This is a genomic window from Paenibacillus sp. J22R98, assembly GCF_059383835.1.
This window is the reverse complement of record NZ_JBXENW010000008.1, coordinates 80,865-96,101: the sequence shown is the minus strand read 5'-3', so window position 1 is coordinate 96,101 and position 15,237 is coordinate 80,865. Positions and strand designations below refer to the sequence as shown.

The 15,237-nt window shown below is 52.1% G+C and carries 10 protein-coding genes; all 10 read left to right on the top strand.

The features are described 5' to 3' along the window. Window positions 1–8 precede the first annotated feature (8 nt). The 10 genes from AC50Y3_RS21585 (at window position 9) to AC50Y3_RS21540 (ending at window position 15,150) form a co-directional block, all read left to right on the top strand. Complete coding sequence (locus tag AC50Y3_RS21585) at window positions 9–881, top strand: carbohydrate ABC transporter permease (RefSeq protein WP_494820787.1); 873 nt, start codon at window positions 9–11, stop codon at window positions 879–881. Between the two features lie 14 nt (window positions 882–895). Next, window positions 896–2,926, top strand: coding sequence for a YIP1 family protein (locus AC50Y3_RS21580; protein ID WP_494820786.1), 2,031 nt, complete (start codon window positions 896–898; stop codon window positions 2,924–2,926). Then, window positions 2,913–5,180: a DUF5696 domain-containing protein gene (locus tag AC50Y3_RS21575; RefSeq protein WP_494820785.1), complete on the top strand. Its 2,268-nt coding sequence runs from the start codon at window positions 2,913–2,915 to the stop codon at window positions 5,178–5,180. The genes AC50Y3_RS21580 and AC50Y3_RS21575 overlap by 14 nt, the downstream gene beginning before the upstream one ends. Further along, complete coding sequence (locus AC50Y3_RS21570) at window positions 5,180–6,040, top strand: carbohydrate ABC transporter permease (RefSeq protein ID WP_494820784.1); 861 nt, start codon at window positions 5,180–5,182, stop codon at window positions 6,038–6,040. Before AC50Y3_RS21575 ends, AC50Y3_RS21570 begins: the two co-directional genes overlap by 1 nt. A 12-nt stretch (window positions 6,041–6,052) precedes the next feature. Continuing rightward, window positions 6,053–6,988 carry a carbohydrate ABC transporter permease gene (locus AC50Y3_RS21565; protein WP_494820783.1) on the top strand — a complete coding sequence of 312 codons (936 nt, stop codon included), beginning with the start codon at window positions 6,053–6,055 and terminating at the stop codon, window positions 6,986–6,988. Window positions 6,989–7,279: 291 nt separating this feature from the next. After that, window positions 7,280–8,071, top strand: a complete 792-nt coding sequence (locus AC50Y3_RS21560; protein WP_494820782.1) for a glycoside hydrolase family 16 protein — start codon at window positions 7,280–7,282, stop codon at window positions 8,069–8,071. A 24-nt stretch (window positions 8,072–8,095) separates the two neighbouring features. Continuing rightward, a complete protein-coding gene (locus AC50Y3_RS21555; protein ID WP_494820781.1) occupies window positions 8,096–10,096 on the top strand; it encodes a glycoside hydrolase family 2 TIM barrel-domain containing protein in 2,001 nt (666 codons plus the stop codon). Window positions 10,097–10,122: 26 nt separating this feature from the next. Further along, window positions 10,123–11,709, top strand: a complete 1,587-nt coding sequence (locus tag AC50Y3_RS21550) for a DUF4091 domain-containing protein (RefSeq protein WP_494820780.1) — start codon at window positions 10,123–10,125, stop codon at window positions 11,707–11,709. Between the two features lies 1 nt (window position 11,710). Then, window positions 11,711–13,399 carry a DUF4091 domain-containing protein gene (locus AC50Y3_RS21545; RefSeq protein WP_494820779.1) on the top strand — a complete coding sequence of 563 codons (1,689 nt, stop codon included), beginning with the start codon at window positions 11,711–11,713 and terminating at the stop codon, window positions 13,397–13,399. Then, window positions 13,393–15,150: a DUF5107 domain-containing protein gene (locus AC50Y3_RS21540; protein ID WP_494820778.1), complete on the top strand. Its 1,758-nt coding sequence runs from the start codon at window positions 13,393–13,395 to the stop codon at window positions 15,148–15,150. Before AC50Y3_RS21545 ends, AC50Y3_RS21540 begins: the two co-directional genes overlap by 7 nt. Window positions 15,151–15,237: the final 87 nt, after the last annotated feature.

Below are 15,237 nucleotides of genomic sequence, written 5' to 3'. Positions count from 1 at the left end.
TGCGCGCAATGTCTTATCAAGGCACGAAAATAAATCCGTCGAAATTTCACCGGAGTCAATTGAAATTCTATGTCATCTTAATCCCGCTTGCGATGGTGATGATGCTTCCGATCGTGTTTATCGTGTTTCATGCATTCAAGCCGGTCAATGAGCTGTTTGCGTTTCCGCCTCAATTTCTCGTTCATCATCCAACGCTTGCGAACTTTCAACAGCTTGCTGGATTTACGGGAGATTCGGGTATTCCCTTTAGCCGATACGTCTTCAATAGCTTGTTCGTCACGTTAAGCGTCATGTTTCTATCGGTATTCATCAGTTCACTGGCGGCATATACCTTGTCCAAAATGAAGTTCAAGCTGCGTGCCACGCTGTTTGAGATTAATACGGTCGCCCTTATGTTTGTGCCGATTGCGGTACAAATTCCGCGGTTTCTGGTCGTGGATGAGAGCGGCATCATGGACACGTATCTGGCGCATATCTTACCGCTGCTGGCCATGCCGATCGGACTGTTCCTGCTTAAGCAGTTCATCGACCAAGTGCCGGATGAGTTGAAAGAAGCAGCAGTCATGGATGGGGCGGGCGAGTTTCTCGTATTCCGTAAAGTCATCATTCCGGTCATTAAGCCTGCTTTGGCAACGGTCGCGATTCTGGCGTTCCAGGCCGTCTGGAATAACATCGATACCTCATCGTACTACGTCAATGACGAGAGCATGAAAACGGTTGGCTTCTATATGAGCACGCTTGTCAGCACTAATGGAAATACGGTTGCCGGTCAAGGGATGTCTGCTGCCGCATCGCTGCTGATGTTCCTGCCGAATTTGATTATCTTTATTTTCTTGCAAAGCAAGGTCATGAACACCATGGCACATTCCGGATTGAAGTAGGCAGGGAGGCACTCATGAGATCGCGATTATTATCCATTTCCATGCTTATGGCTGCATTTGCAATCTGCCTATCGGTATTCCCGGGCTTTGCGCATGCAGAAGCAACTTATAAAACCTATTCGCAAGACGCTTTCCGAACACCCGATGCCTATGAACCTGTAGGGGCAATCGAGAAAGCCGGAGAAACCGATTTCCTGGGGCCTTCGGATATTTACATAGACGAGAAGGATGTCCTCTACGTCGCAGATACGGGGAACAAACGAATCGTCGAGCTTTCGCGCGATGGCAAGCTGATCCGAGCTATCGGGACGGATGTGCTCCAATCGCCAACAGGGGTATTCGTGGATACGAAAGGCTCGATTTTTGTAGCGGACAATGGTTTGGAGCAAGTCTTAAAGTTTAACAGCGAGGGCAAGGTAGTGCAGACGTTCAGCAGACCGGATTCTCCCTTGTATGGGAAAAGCACCCCTTACAAGCCAATGAAGGTCACCGTAGATAAACGCGGGAACGTCTACATTATAAGTGAAGGTACGACCAACGGAGTCATTCAAATGAGTCCGGCCGGGGATTTCGTAGGCTTCTTCGGCACCAACCAAACACAGCCGACCTTGAAGCTGCGACTGCAGCGATTTTTCTTCACCGAGAAACAGATGGAGAAGCTGTTCAAAAGCGTTCCGAACACGCCAACGAATATTGCGATCGATACAAAAGGGTTAGTGTACACCGTCACGCAGGGGGATGCCAGCGAATCGATCAAACGGCTGAACATTTCCGGCTATAATCTGCTTCCTTCCGGGATCTTCTGGGATCCTACCTATACGGATATGTTTGTTTCCGCCAGCGGCAATATGTTCTTGGTCAGTCAGAAGGGCTATTTCTACGAAATCAGCTCCGAAGGCGACTTGCTGTTCCAATCGGGTTCACCTGACGACGGTAAATCGCGCAGAGGCTTACTGCTGAACGGTTCAGGCATTGCGCTTGACTCCACTGGTCATATCTACATTACGGATAAAGAGCGAAACATCATCCAAATGTACGAGCCGACCGAATTCGCCGGACTTGTCCATACTGCGCTTGATCTGTACAAGGAAGGTTTCTACGTGAAGAGCCAGCAGCCATGGCACGAGGTGGAACAACGAAACAGTCTGTTCTTCCTGGCCCATAGAGGACTTGGCGATGCTTATATCAAACAACAGCAGTACGCGGACGCGATGGATGAATACAAGAAGGCAAACGATGTCACCGGTTACTCCAATGCCTTCTGGGAGATACGCAACCGATGGCTGCAGCAGCACCTGTTGAACGTGATTTTAATCGTCCTCGGTCTCATGCTGCTTCGTTCCATTCTGATAGGGGTGCATCGCAAAACGGGAGCGTTCGGTGCGATAATCCGCTTAAACGGCCGCTTACTTCACATTCGGATCATGCAAGAGCTTCTCTTCCTGTTCCGATTTATTAAGAAACCGATGGATGGGATCTATGGGCTGAAAGAAGAGAGCCGAATCTCGAATCTATCCGCATCGCTGCTCTATGCGCTGCTTCTGATCGAATATGTGTTCACGCTGTACAATACCGGTTTTATCTTTAATCAGGTCGATTCCACTTCGATTAACCTGACCAAAGAGCTGGCAATGATGATCGTGCCGCTTGCCGTCTGGGTCATATCGAACTACCTGGTCAGCACGATCAGCGAAGGTGAAGGAAAGTTCTCGGAGGTCTATCAAGGGACGATCTATTCTCTTGCGCCGTATCTCATCTTTCACCCATTTGTGGTGATGGCGTCCAATTGGCTCACGCTGAATGACTCGTTTCTCTTTAGCTTCGCGAACACGATCATTACGGCATGGTGTGCCGTCCTTCTCTTCATCATGGTGAAGGAAGTGCATGACTATACGATTCGAGAAACGTTCCGCAATTTATTTATTACGTTGTTCACGATGCTGATCGTCAGTTTGGTGGTCTTTATCGTGTACGTCATTTTACATCAGGTCTACGACTTCGGTTACTCTGTCATACAGGAGATGATTACGCGTGCGGAACTATAAATGGATAAAACGACTGCTATCAATTGGCTTGATAGCCGCATGCGTGGCATTCTTCGCACATCTTTATATGGGCGGGTCCTCGAAGGAACAGGAGGATACGTCTTCCGCTGAAGTGCTGGCAGCCGCCTTCCCGGATAAGCCTGCCGCACAAGGTCCGCTATCTTCCGGTTATCGGCAGGTTGCGGAGAACGAACAGCTGATCCTGAAGCTGAAGGAAGATACGCTTGGTATTCAAGTCGTCAATAAACAATCAGGCTATGTATGGTCTTCCGATATCGTCAAGCCGGATGCGAACGATACTTGGCTGAATTTCATCCATTCGGCGATTTCCTTTGATTATTTCAATAAAGTGGACAACAACCCGATCCGAACGGACCTAACCAGTCAAGCGAATAAGAGCGTGCAAGTGAAGCCGATTGATCAAGGCTTTCAGGCTTCGATTCGCTTCAACGATCTGAAGATCGGCATGGATCTGGTCGTCAAGCTGGAGGGCAGTCAGGTGGTTGTCGACGTTCCGAAGGAGAGTATCATCGAGGGCGCGGACAGCAAGCTTGCATCGTTGATTCTGTATCCGTTTCTCGGCGCAACCAAAGGCGGCGATATCGAGGGCTACATGTTCATCCCGGACGGATCAGGTGCGTTAATCAACTATGCGGACAATAAGGGCAAATTCAAAACACAGTATGAAACGAAAATATACGGCGCTAATAGCGGGATAGAGATTGCGCGGACAACGGACAATCTCAAAGATGGCGCGAAGGATCCTTATACCGCCCAGTTTCCCGTATTCGGAATGGTCCACGGGGAAGGCCGGCATGCGATGCTGGGGATTGTGGAGAATGGGCGCTATAATGCCAAAATTCTCGGCTACGCGAATGGCGTGAATACGCCTTATAACTGGACGACTGCGCAGTTTCTTATCCGAGAATCGTATTTGCAGCCGACGAGCCGCACGATGGGCGGTATCGTCGTTTATGAGAAGAACCGGAACCCGGAAGATATGCAGCTTCGCTACTCCTTCCTAGAGGGAGAGAACGCTAGTTACATCGGAATGGCGAACGATTACCGAAGCTATCTGATCAAGCAAGGAGCCTTCCCGGCTGAGCCGCAGCCTGCGGGGAAAACGGATATTCCGATTCATTTGGACATTCTGGGAGCGGAGACCGAGAAAGGCCTCTTCTCTAATGGGATCATCCCGATGACAACGGCGGCGCAGCTTGAATCCATGGTGAATCAGCTGCATACCGAAGGCGTTAAACGACCGTCAGTCGTATATAAAGGCTGGAACAAAGGCGGATTATCGGGCACGAATCCTGCTCCTGTCAGCTTTGAGCCGGCTCTCGGATCGGCAGGGGATTTTGCCGGGCTGAACAGCCGCATTGCAGAGCTAGGCGGCAAGCTATATTACTACACGGATTTCACGGCCGCTTATGAAGAATCGAAGCACTTCTCCGCACGTGCCGGAGCTGCTAGAAAATTAGACAAGTCGCTGCTGACGCTTCCGACCTACCAAGAGGTATACCCATCCATGTACTACATGTCCGCCGATTATGCGCAGCAGGTTGCTCGCAATAATGTCAGCGCGTACAGCAAGAAGGGAATTGGTTCAATCGCAGTTGATAGTACGCCTTACGAGCTGTTCTCCGAACGAGTAGACAGCACGGTCTCAAGCCGCAGCCAAACAGCGGATGCCTATGGCAGGATCATGGACATGCTTAAGCCAACTATGGCTTCGATGGCTATGTACCGGCCAAACGATTACATGTTCCGTTATGCGGATGAGCTGCTCAATATTCCGATGCACTCGTCTCAGTACACGTATACGAGCGAAGAAGTGCCGTTCGAGCAAATTGTGCTGAAGGGCTATAGGAACTATTTTGCCGAGCCGATCAACTTCTTTGCCAATCCGCGTAAAGAGCTGCTCAAAATGATCGAAACCGGCTCGTATCCTTCCTACTACTTGACGAGCGAGCCGTCCTTCCGATTGATGCATACCAATTCCAGTGACGTCTACGCATCGTCGTTCGCCGACTGGAAGGGAAATATCGTGAGCACGTACCGGATGGTTAACGACGCGCTGAAGCCCGTGCAGTATGCCACCATGAAGGAACGGAAGTGGCTTACTGAAGGCGTAGTTCAGGTCACGTATTCAAACGGAAAAGCAATTATCGTGAATTATAACGACCAATCCTATGACAGCAAGAACGGTTCTGTGCCGGCGCTTGGTTTTAAAGTAATTGAGGTGAATCTGTAATGGCTGCCATTCGATTAACGAACAAACGAAGAAAAGCATTAGTCGGCACGGCCTTCGTCGCGCCTTGGATCCTCGGATTCTTCTTATTCGCGCTGCGGCCGATGATTTACTCCCTATATCTAAGCTTCCAGAAGGTGAAAGTGACGCCGCTTGGGATTAAGACGGATTATGTAGGCTGGGATAACTACAAATACGCGTTTGTGTCGGATGCCACTTTCGTCGAGAAGGTGCTTCATTATTTAAGAGATATGGCGCTTAATGTACCGATTATCGTAACCTTCTCTCTGATCATCGCGATGCTGATCAATCAGAAGATCAACTTCCGCGGCGTATTCCGGACGATCTTCTTCTTGCCGGTCATCATTACTAGCGGCCCGGTTATCAACGAGCTGCTCAGCCAGGGCGTGACGACCATACCGAACATTGAATCGTATGGCATGTTTGCCCTTGTGAAGGAGAGCTTGTCGCCTGCCGTTGCCGGGCCGGTCATGTACTTGTTCAAACAAATCATTATGGTGCTTTGGTTCTCGGGCGTGCAAATCTTGATTTTCTTAGCCGGTCTGCAAAAGGTCGATCATGCGCTCTATGAAGCTGCAAGAATCGACGGGGCTTCGCGATGGGAGATGTTCTGGAAGCTGACGCTTCCGATGCTGATGCCGCTTGTGGTCGTCAATTTCATTTATACGATCGTGTATATCTCGACCTTTGCACTGAATGAAATTATCGCGATGATTCGAGATAACATGTTCAATACCTCGACCGGATTTGGCTATGCAACGGCGATCGCGTGGATCTATTTCGTCATTATCGCCATTGTGCTCGGCATCTGGACCGCACTGCTGCGCACGAGAAAGAGTTAGGGAGGGGACAGTATGGGGAATCCAAGTATAAAGGCCGTGCTGAGCCGTATCCGCAGGATCGTGTTCGGCGTAGGGGAGAATGACGGTTTGGTCTTTAAAGCGGTCGTTTATCTGCTGCTTATCGGGATCGGGTTTATTTACTTATATCCGCTGATTTACATGTTCGTCAACAGCTTCATGAGCCTGGATGACCTGGTGAACTCGATGGTCAAATGGATACCGACGGAGTTATACACGGAGAACTACACCAAGGCGCTGCAAGTGCTGGATTTCAATAAAACGCTGCTGCAAACCATTCTGGTGGCAAGCGTGCCCGCCATTGTCCAAACCGTCATGTCGGCCGTTATCGGATACGGCTTTGCACGGTTCGACTTTCCGCTGAAACGGTTATGGTTCGTGCTGATGATCGCGACCTTCATCATCCCGCCTCAGGTGACGATGATTCCGACTTATTTGATGTTCAAGGATTATCATTTGCTAGGCACGCTGCAAACGTTTATTTACCCGGCGCTTCTGGGTCAGGGCTTGAAGGGCGCGCTGTTTATTATGATTTTCTATCAATTCTTCAAGCGGCTGCCTGCCGTATTGGAAGAAGCGGCTCAAATCGACGGCGCCGGTTATTTCAAAATGTTCTATCGCATCGCCGTGCCGACAGCCGGACCGGCCTTCATCATCGTCTTCTTGTTCTCCTTCGTATGGTATTGGAATGAATCGTATTTGGCGGCTCTGTATTTCGGCAATTCGCTTACGATTCTTCCGCTTGAGCTGCAGCGATTCAGCGACAGCTACTCGAAGATGTTCCCGCCGGGAACGCCGGGAAGCCAGCTGAACGAAGCCATCAAGATGGCGGGTACGATGCTGACGATCGCGCCGTTATTGGTGGTGTACTTCTTGCTGCAGCGGTGGTTTGTGGAAGGTGTGGACCGTACGGGGATTACGGGGGAGTAAAGACAAGTGGGGGCTGGGTCGCTGCGCATGTCGGAGTCGTGTTCCGATCGCTGTTGTCCCCGGAATTCTTTGAATCCAACTCTCACGGAGTTGAATTCCGGGGACAAAGGCGAACGTTTCCGCTTCTACACACTGACTCCGCCCTGCTTCGCTTTGGCCCCACTTCCCGTGCGCTGTACGCACGGTTTTTTAGGGCGACTTTCCGCTCGCTGCATGACCTTGCTCGCGTGTGTGTACGCTGCGCGTACTAACAAGCGAATGCGTACTAAATCAAACATTGGAGGGACAATTATGACTACGAATAATTTTGATAGATCAGATAATGGATGGAAGCTGGTATGGAACGAGGAGTTTGATGGGCCGGAGATTGATTTGTCCCGCTTTGATTATGACATCGATGGTCACGGCTGGGGAAATAACGAGCTGCAGTATTATACGAGAGAAGCTAGAAACGCTTATATCGAGGACTCCAGGCTTATTATTAAAGCGATCAAAGAGGATTACGAGGGAAGTCCTTATACTTCGGCGAAGTTAGTTACGAGGAACAAGGTGGATTGGACGTATGGACGTTTTGAGATCCGTGCGAGGCTGCCGTATGGTCAAGGGATTTGGCCGGCTTTCTGGATGATGTCTACGGATCTGCAGGTTCATGGCGATTGGCCGAGCGCCGGCGAGATCGACCTCATGGAGATGTGCGGACATGAGCCAAACAAAGTGCACGGCACGCTCCATATGGGCAATCCGCATTACTATAAAGGCGATTGCTACACGCTGGAATCCGGTATTTTCGCAGATGATTTCCATACGTTCACGGTGGATTGGACGCCGACTCAGATGCGCTGGTACATCGATGGCCAGCTGTACTATAAGAGCAGTGAATGGTATACACGTGAGACGGAGTCTGCTGCAGTCGAGCCTTATCCGGCACCTTTCAATAAGCCTTTCTACTTGATGCTGAATCTTGCGGTAGGCGGCAATTGGCCCGGTTATCCCGACGAGACAACCGTTTTCCCGCAAACGCTGGAAGTGGACTATATTCGAGTCTATCAGCCGGAAGACGGCATTTATGGACCTGCAATTTAAACGAGCTTAGGGGGATATCCTGCGATGACAGATCAACTACGCACCTACACCGGTATTCGTACGACATTATCGCTGCAGCCGATCGACGGGGTTCAGGTTCCGTTCCAGAACGGAATTCCGGTCCCTTCCTTTGATCCGCAGGACCGGTTGAAGCTGGGCTTGGGCGGCGCATGGAAGAAGCAGCGTTTCGAGGCCGATCATGATTTCTCGATGTCGAGGCGCGATGAGCGCTGGTTCATTCAAGCCAGAGAAGAGGCCGGGGGCCGTACGGAAATCAGCTACAATGATTCCGCATGGGAAACGATCACGCTGCCTATTCCCGAGAATAAGCTCCAAGGCGTGGAAGCGGCCGGCTCCAGCGAAACGTATGAGAATGGTGTCTGGTACCGCCGTTCATTCAAGCTGGGGACGGAATGGACCGGCAAAGCCGTCACCCTGCATGCACTGTCGATCAGCTACGTAGCCGATGTGTGGGTGAACGGCAAATGGATCGGTTATCACGAAGGCGGGTATACGCCCTTTGCCCTTGATCTTACGCTGCATGTTCGTTATGGCGGCGAAAACACGATTGTCATTCGCGTGGATAATCCGCCATGGGGCAGCCGCAGCGATATCATTCCGGCTACGGCGGGAACGGATTTCTTCAACTACACAGGCGTCATTCATGATTTGTACTTGAGCGGCAGCGCGCCCTGCCATTTGGCAAGAGTAGATGTCGTCCCTCTTGACGTTGAAGGGAATTTACGCGTAACGGCAATCGTGGAGAACCGTTCGGACCTGCCTGCTGCCTGCAAGCTGCAAGGCTCGTTGCATGAGGCGGATCAGACCGCGGATGCGTTTCTGGACTCGCCGTATGCCTCACAGATCATAGGTGCGGAGGCATCATGGAATGGCGATTTGTCCGCCCGGCTATCCTTGCAAGCAAGAGAAACAAGAGCGGTTGTTTTCGGCGTGCGCGTGGAGGATGCGAAGCTGTGGGCATTCTGGAAGCCGAACCTATACATCGCGGCATTCAAGCTGAGCAATGGCGAAGGGGAGACAACCGATTGCTTCCATACGCAATTCGGGATTCGGACGATTACGACGGAAGGAACCGACATGCTGTTAAATGCGCGCGCGATCTTCCTGGCCGGTATTGCCCGTCATGAAGAATGGCCGAACTACGGGCGTACGGCTTCCTGGGATCGCATTCGCGATGATCTGCTCAAAATGAGAGAAGAGCTGCATGTCAACTACGTGCGCACCGCCCATTATCCGAACCATGTATGTACGGGAATGCTGCTTGATCGTCTTGGGCTTGCAACGGCTAGCGAAATTCCGCTGTGGCAGTTTACGCGCGAGCATTTCGAGGTACAAGAAGAGAAGCGGCTGAGCGACCAAATGTGGCGTGAAATGGTATTCTCGCAATACAATCGTCCTTCAGTGCTTATGTGGAGCACGCAGAACGAGTCGGTCGAGGTGGAGCTGCGGACGGTCTATAATAATCGGCTAGTTCATGATCTGAAGACACGCTATCCGGACGGCCGATTGACGACGCAAAGCGCTGCGGCAGATCAACCGGGTGCACATGATCCCTCGATGGAGCCGCTTGATGTGGCGAGCTGGACGATGTACTTCGGCATTTTTCACGGAAGCACCTATTACGAAGGAACCCGTCAGTTCCTAGAGGATGCTCATCGCTTATGGCCGAATAAGCCGATCGTAAACACCGAATACGGCCACTGGTCTGGCGAGAATAACATCGTCAGCGATACGCAAATCGAGACCTACAAGGAAACGTTGAAGGCATTAATGGAGCAAGCGGTTATTCTGCCGGATGGTACGAGAAATAAAGAGGGATTCTTGGCTGGCATCGACTACTGGATTATGTATGATTGGTATGTGAACCACAATAATTGGATCGATACCTTCGGCATCTATCATATGGACCGCAAAACGATTAAGCCTGTCGGGGAGCTCATCAAGCAGGATTATCAAGCGTTTACCAAACACGAAGGCGGTTTCGTCAACGAAGAGAATGAATAGCGAATCGTTCAGGAGGAACAACACCCATGAAATATCAAGTCTTCAGCATGAATGAGTGGATTTACCCGGATAGCATCGTTTCGGAGAGTGGTAACACTGCGATTAAGCTTGCGACTGCAAGAGGCAGCTATGCCGCTTGTCAGATTTTATTTAACGACGTGGCGCCAAATGCGGAGATTCAGTGTGAGTTTGTACGTTCGACGAGCAGCGTGATTGTGCGCCAGCCTGAGGTCTATCAATTAATTGATATTTTTGTGGAAAAGAATACGGGTCCGATCAGCCATTGCGTGAATGAAGGCGAATCGGCTGAAGGATACACGACGCGCCAGGCGCCGTTCCGTGTTTACGAAGCCATGAATCCGTTAACGGAGGGTGTCGTAACTCGCGCCGCTACAGAGGCACTCTATCTGTGCTGGGAGATTCCGGTCGATGCAGGGACAGGCCATTTCATAGGTGAGCTGTCTGTAACAATGGGAGACGAGACTTGCCTCATTCCGGTTGAAATCGAAGTGTATGAGGCTGTGGTTCCGGCTAAAGAGACGCTGGCGGTTACCAACTGGTTCAGCCTGCCGAATATGGCCAAACGCTATCAGGTAGAGCTGTGGTCGGAAGGGCACTGGACGATGATCGAGAAGTATGGCAGACTCATGCGCCGTGCGCGGCAAACGTATTTCTGGGTACCGATGGATGCGGTTCAGGTGAGCCTTGTTGGCGAAGATAGCTATCAGTTTAATTTTGAACGGGCAGAGCGGCTCATCGGGATGTACTTCAGCCTTGGATTTACCCATATTGAAGGCGGTTTAGTCGCAGGCCGTAAAGACTTCTGGGGCTCGGAATTCTTTATATGGAATACATGGAACGGCGGCGAAGCGCTAAAAGCGATTTCGACGGAGGGTTATGCCTATTTGTCGCAATTTCTGCCTGCATGGCGTACATTCCTCGAACAAAACGGCTGGTTAGGTTCGCTGGTGCAGCATGTAGCGGATGAGCCGATCGGAACGAGCGTAGAGGAGTACCGCATTCTGTCGGGGATCGTGCGGAAATTCATGCCGGGGATTCCGCTGCTTGAAGCGGTAGAAACCTATGACCTAGCCGGTTCTGTCGACATTCTGGTACCGAAAAATATTTACTACCTCGAGCATCGCGAACAGTTCGAGAAGCTGAGATCGCTTGGCGATAAACTGTGGTTTTATACCTGCTGCTTCCCTGGAGGCACTTCGATGAATCGTCTGTGGGACATGCCTTTGCTGCGGACGAGGTATTTGCATTGGGGCAATTATAAATATGATTTGGAAGGGTTCCTGCATTGGGGACTGAATCATTGCGATGATGATAAAGATCCATACGAGCAGACGGATCTGTGCTTCCCGCCGGGGGATACGCATATCACGTTCCCGGGAACGAACGGTCCGATTGGCAGCGTGCGCTTAGAGGCGATGCGTGCCGGGATCGAGGATTATGAGCTTCTGAGACAGCTTGCGAAGAAGGATAAAGCGCTGGCGGATGAGCTGACGCATAGCTGCTTGATCAGCTTCAATGAAGCAAACGAAGATCCGGCGCACTTCGAACGGGTGCACCGTAAGCTGCTCGCGGCACTTTCGGAGGAGGGGTAAGATGACACAGCCTTTTGAGACGAGATGCGTCCATTCTCTCGTGAAGGTGTTTGCCGACGAGGAGCTGCTTGAGTCCCCGTATGGAGAAGGCTCAGCACTGCTTGGCGAATATTATTCCTTCCAGGTTGCCTACCGCGCCGCATATCTGATGAAGAACATTCGGGTAACCGCTGAAACGCCGGAACTGGCGGATGCCATTACGATTAGAAGCGTCGGCCTTGCGCCATCCGAGCTGACCAACTATAACGATCCCGACGATTATTTGCTGCGGACTACGCCGGGGCTCTATCCGGATCCGCTTTACCCGCTTGAAGACGGCACTGTACATGCGCTGCCGAAGCAGTGGCGGTCTGTGTGGGTGACTGTTCAGCTCCGAAGTGACGTCACGCCAGGCGACCATCCCGTTGTAATCCGATTCACGGATGAATCGGGCGCGGAGCTGGGCTCGGAAGCTTTCCGGCTCCAAGTTATCGGCGCCGAGCTGCCGGAGCAGCGTCTTCTTCATACGGAATGGTTTTACTTCGACTGCCTCGCCACTCAGTATAAGGTTGAGATGTTCTCGGAAGCACACTGGAACTTGATCGAGACCTATGTTGCTCATTACGCCGAATACGGCATGAATCTAATCTTGACGCCGCTGTTCTCGCCGCCGCTTGAGCTGGATTACGGGAAGTATCGTCCGACTGTCCAACTGATTGGCGTGAAGTGCTTCGACAAAGGACAAGGGGACGGGCGCGAGTATCAGTTTGATTTCTCTCTCCTTGAGAAGTGGGTTGAGTTATGCCGCCGTAATGGGATTCAGCGATTCGAGTTTTCCCATTTGTTCACGCAGTGGGGAGCGAAGCATGCACCGAAGATCTTTGCGGAGGTCGAGGGTGAGCATGTGCAAATTTTCGGTTGGGAGTCCGATGCCGCCGGCGAAGAATACAAATCATTTCTGACTCAATTCATTCCGGAATTGGTGCAGTTCATCCGATTGCATGGTCTGGATGAGAGCTGTTATTTCCATCTTTCCGATGAGCCGACACTGCATGATTTGGAGTCGTATACGCATGCAAGCACACTAATCCGCTCGTTATTTAATAAGGAATTTCCGATCATCGATGCCTTATCCGAGTATGCGTTCTATGAGAAAGGGCTGTTGACGCATCCCGTTGTATCGACCGAGCATATCCACACCTACATTGCCGGGGAGGCTGATCCGCTCTGGGCCTATTATTGCTGCTGCGAGTACAAGCATTACGAATCGAACCGTTTCTTCAACATGCCATCGGCTCGCAACCGAATTATTGGCGTGCAGCTGTATAAGCACAATATTCAAGGGTTCCTGCACTGGGGCTACAACCATTGGTACTCCCAGCGTTCACGACGAGCTATCGATCCCTTCACAGTGACGGATGCTGACCATGCTTTCCCTTCGGGGGATGCTTTCTTGGTTTATCCGGGCAAGGATGGCCCAATCACGTCCATTCGTTTGGAGGTACTGCGCGAGGCTTTCCAAGATATTCGGGCGCTTCAATTGCTGGAGAGCTGTATTGGCAAAGAAGCGACGGTTGCACTGCTGGAGGAGGATATGGCGGAGCCTCTTACGTTTAGAACCTATGAGAAAGGCAGTGCATGGCTGCTGAGCATGCGGCAGCGCGTGAATCAGCGGATCTATGCTTGTAAGCAGGGGGAGTTCTCATGCTGAAGCATACCGAGTGGCGGGAACCGACGCTCGTCCATGAGTCGCAGCCTTGCGGCCCCGTGCCAACGATCTGCGATGAAGAAGGCATCTATCCGTATGTGAGCTTTAGTGAGACGGCCGAGCGGCCGGTGCTCCGCAAGCTGCGGATGATCGCTATCGAGAATGACTGGCTGAAGGTAACGGTATGTCCGGACTTAGGCGGTAAAATCCATTCCATCGTCGATAAAGCCAGCGGCAAGGAGATTCTGTTCCATGCCGGCTCGGTGCGGCCGGTGCGCATCTTGCCACGCATGGCATTCATCAGCGGCGGCATCGAGGTGAGTTTTCCGATAGCACACACACCTGTGCAGATCGAAGCCGTACATGCCGCTGCCGAGCTCATCGGCGATCGGCTGTATGTCTGGTGCGGCGAGCGGGAAGTACGCTACGGGATGCATTGGACGGTGGAGTATTCGCTTGGAGAGCAGGATCGATTCCTGACGCAGCGGACAACGTTCATGAATCCTACTTCGCAGGCGCACGCGTGGATGTCTTGGTCTAATGCCGCGCTTCCGGCGCGTGCGGATTCTCAGTTTCATTTTCCGGCCGGCCGCGTGCTTCGGCATGCCGATGTGCTTGAAGAGCTGGAGTGGAGCGGGGATCGCGAGTACCGCTTAGCGGATTTTGATCGGATGCAGGGGTTCTTCTGGAAGACCTCCGATTGCACGGCATTCGGGATGTATACGCCGAGTCTTGGGAGCGGCCTCTACCATATCGCTGATCCGGCGGTAACGCCCGGGATGAAGCTTTGGTTATACGGCACCGGGCGACATGAAGCCTGGGCGCATCAGACTGCGCAGCGCAAAGAGAGCTACGTCGAGATTCAAGCGGGGCCATTGCTGGAGCAGGCGGACAATAACAAGCTGCAGCCCGGTGCACGGCATACGCATGTGGAATACTGGCTGCCAAGCACGGAGCCGCTGGATATAAGGGCAATTGCGCTTCCGGCTCCGCAGCTTGCGGAGCTCAGCCAAGTGCCGGTATTCGATTGGGTCAAGCGGGAGACGACGCTGCCGTGGCTTGCGGTGTTAGCTGCTTACGACGGTGGCTGCAAAGGTGAGGAGATTCCTTCCCCGCCTGAACCGGAGGGCGGCTGCTGGCCTCCGTCTGGAATGGAGCGGCTCGGTGAGGCACTGCAATGGGCAGCAGCAGCTGATGTGTGTGAAGCGAACCGATCGCTCTGGACCTATTACCGAGCGGTATGGCTAGCGGCGCAGGATGAGATAGAGGATGCCACCGAGCTGCTGCAAACGCTGGAATTGGACTGCGCCTATGCGCTGCTTGGAAGGCTGCTGCGCGTGGTGAAGCAGGACTATGAGGCGTCAAGAGCTGCGTACGATAGCATGGAATCGGCAGCTTGGAAGCTGCATCCGCAGCTGTTCATTGAGCGGGATATGACGCTGGAAGCCATCGGGCATTCCACGCTGGAGGAGCGGGAGCGCTGGTTCAAGCTCGTGGATTCGCTGCAGGATGACGGGCTGGTGGAGCGCAAAGCGGCGATGTTAGTCGCCCGCGGCTCGCATGTTGAAGCGAAGGCGCTCTTGGAGAGCTATCCATTCGGCTGCATCCATCAGCGCTATGAACGAACGCTCCTATGGATGCGAATCCATGAGGCGCTTGGCTCGCCCAATGTGGATATTCCCGAGCATCTGGGTGAGGACGATTTGGCCATATACGGTGCCTACCGGGTATCGGATGCGAATAAGGAAGTATAGCTAAATCAGCGATGAGCCGCCCCTTCACATGGTGAAGGGGCGGCTTTTTGGATATAAGGGCACTCTGCATCGCATAAAGATAACAGA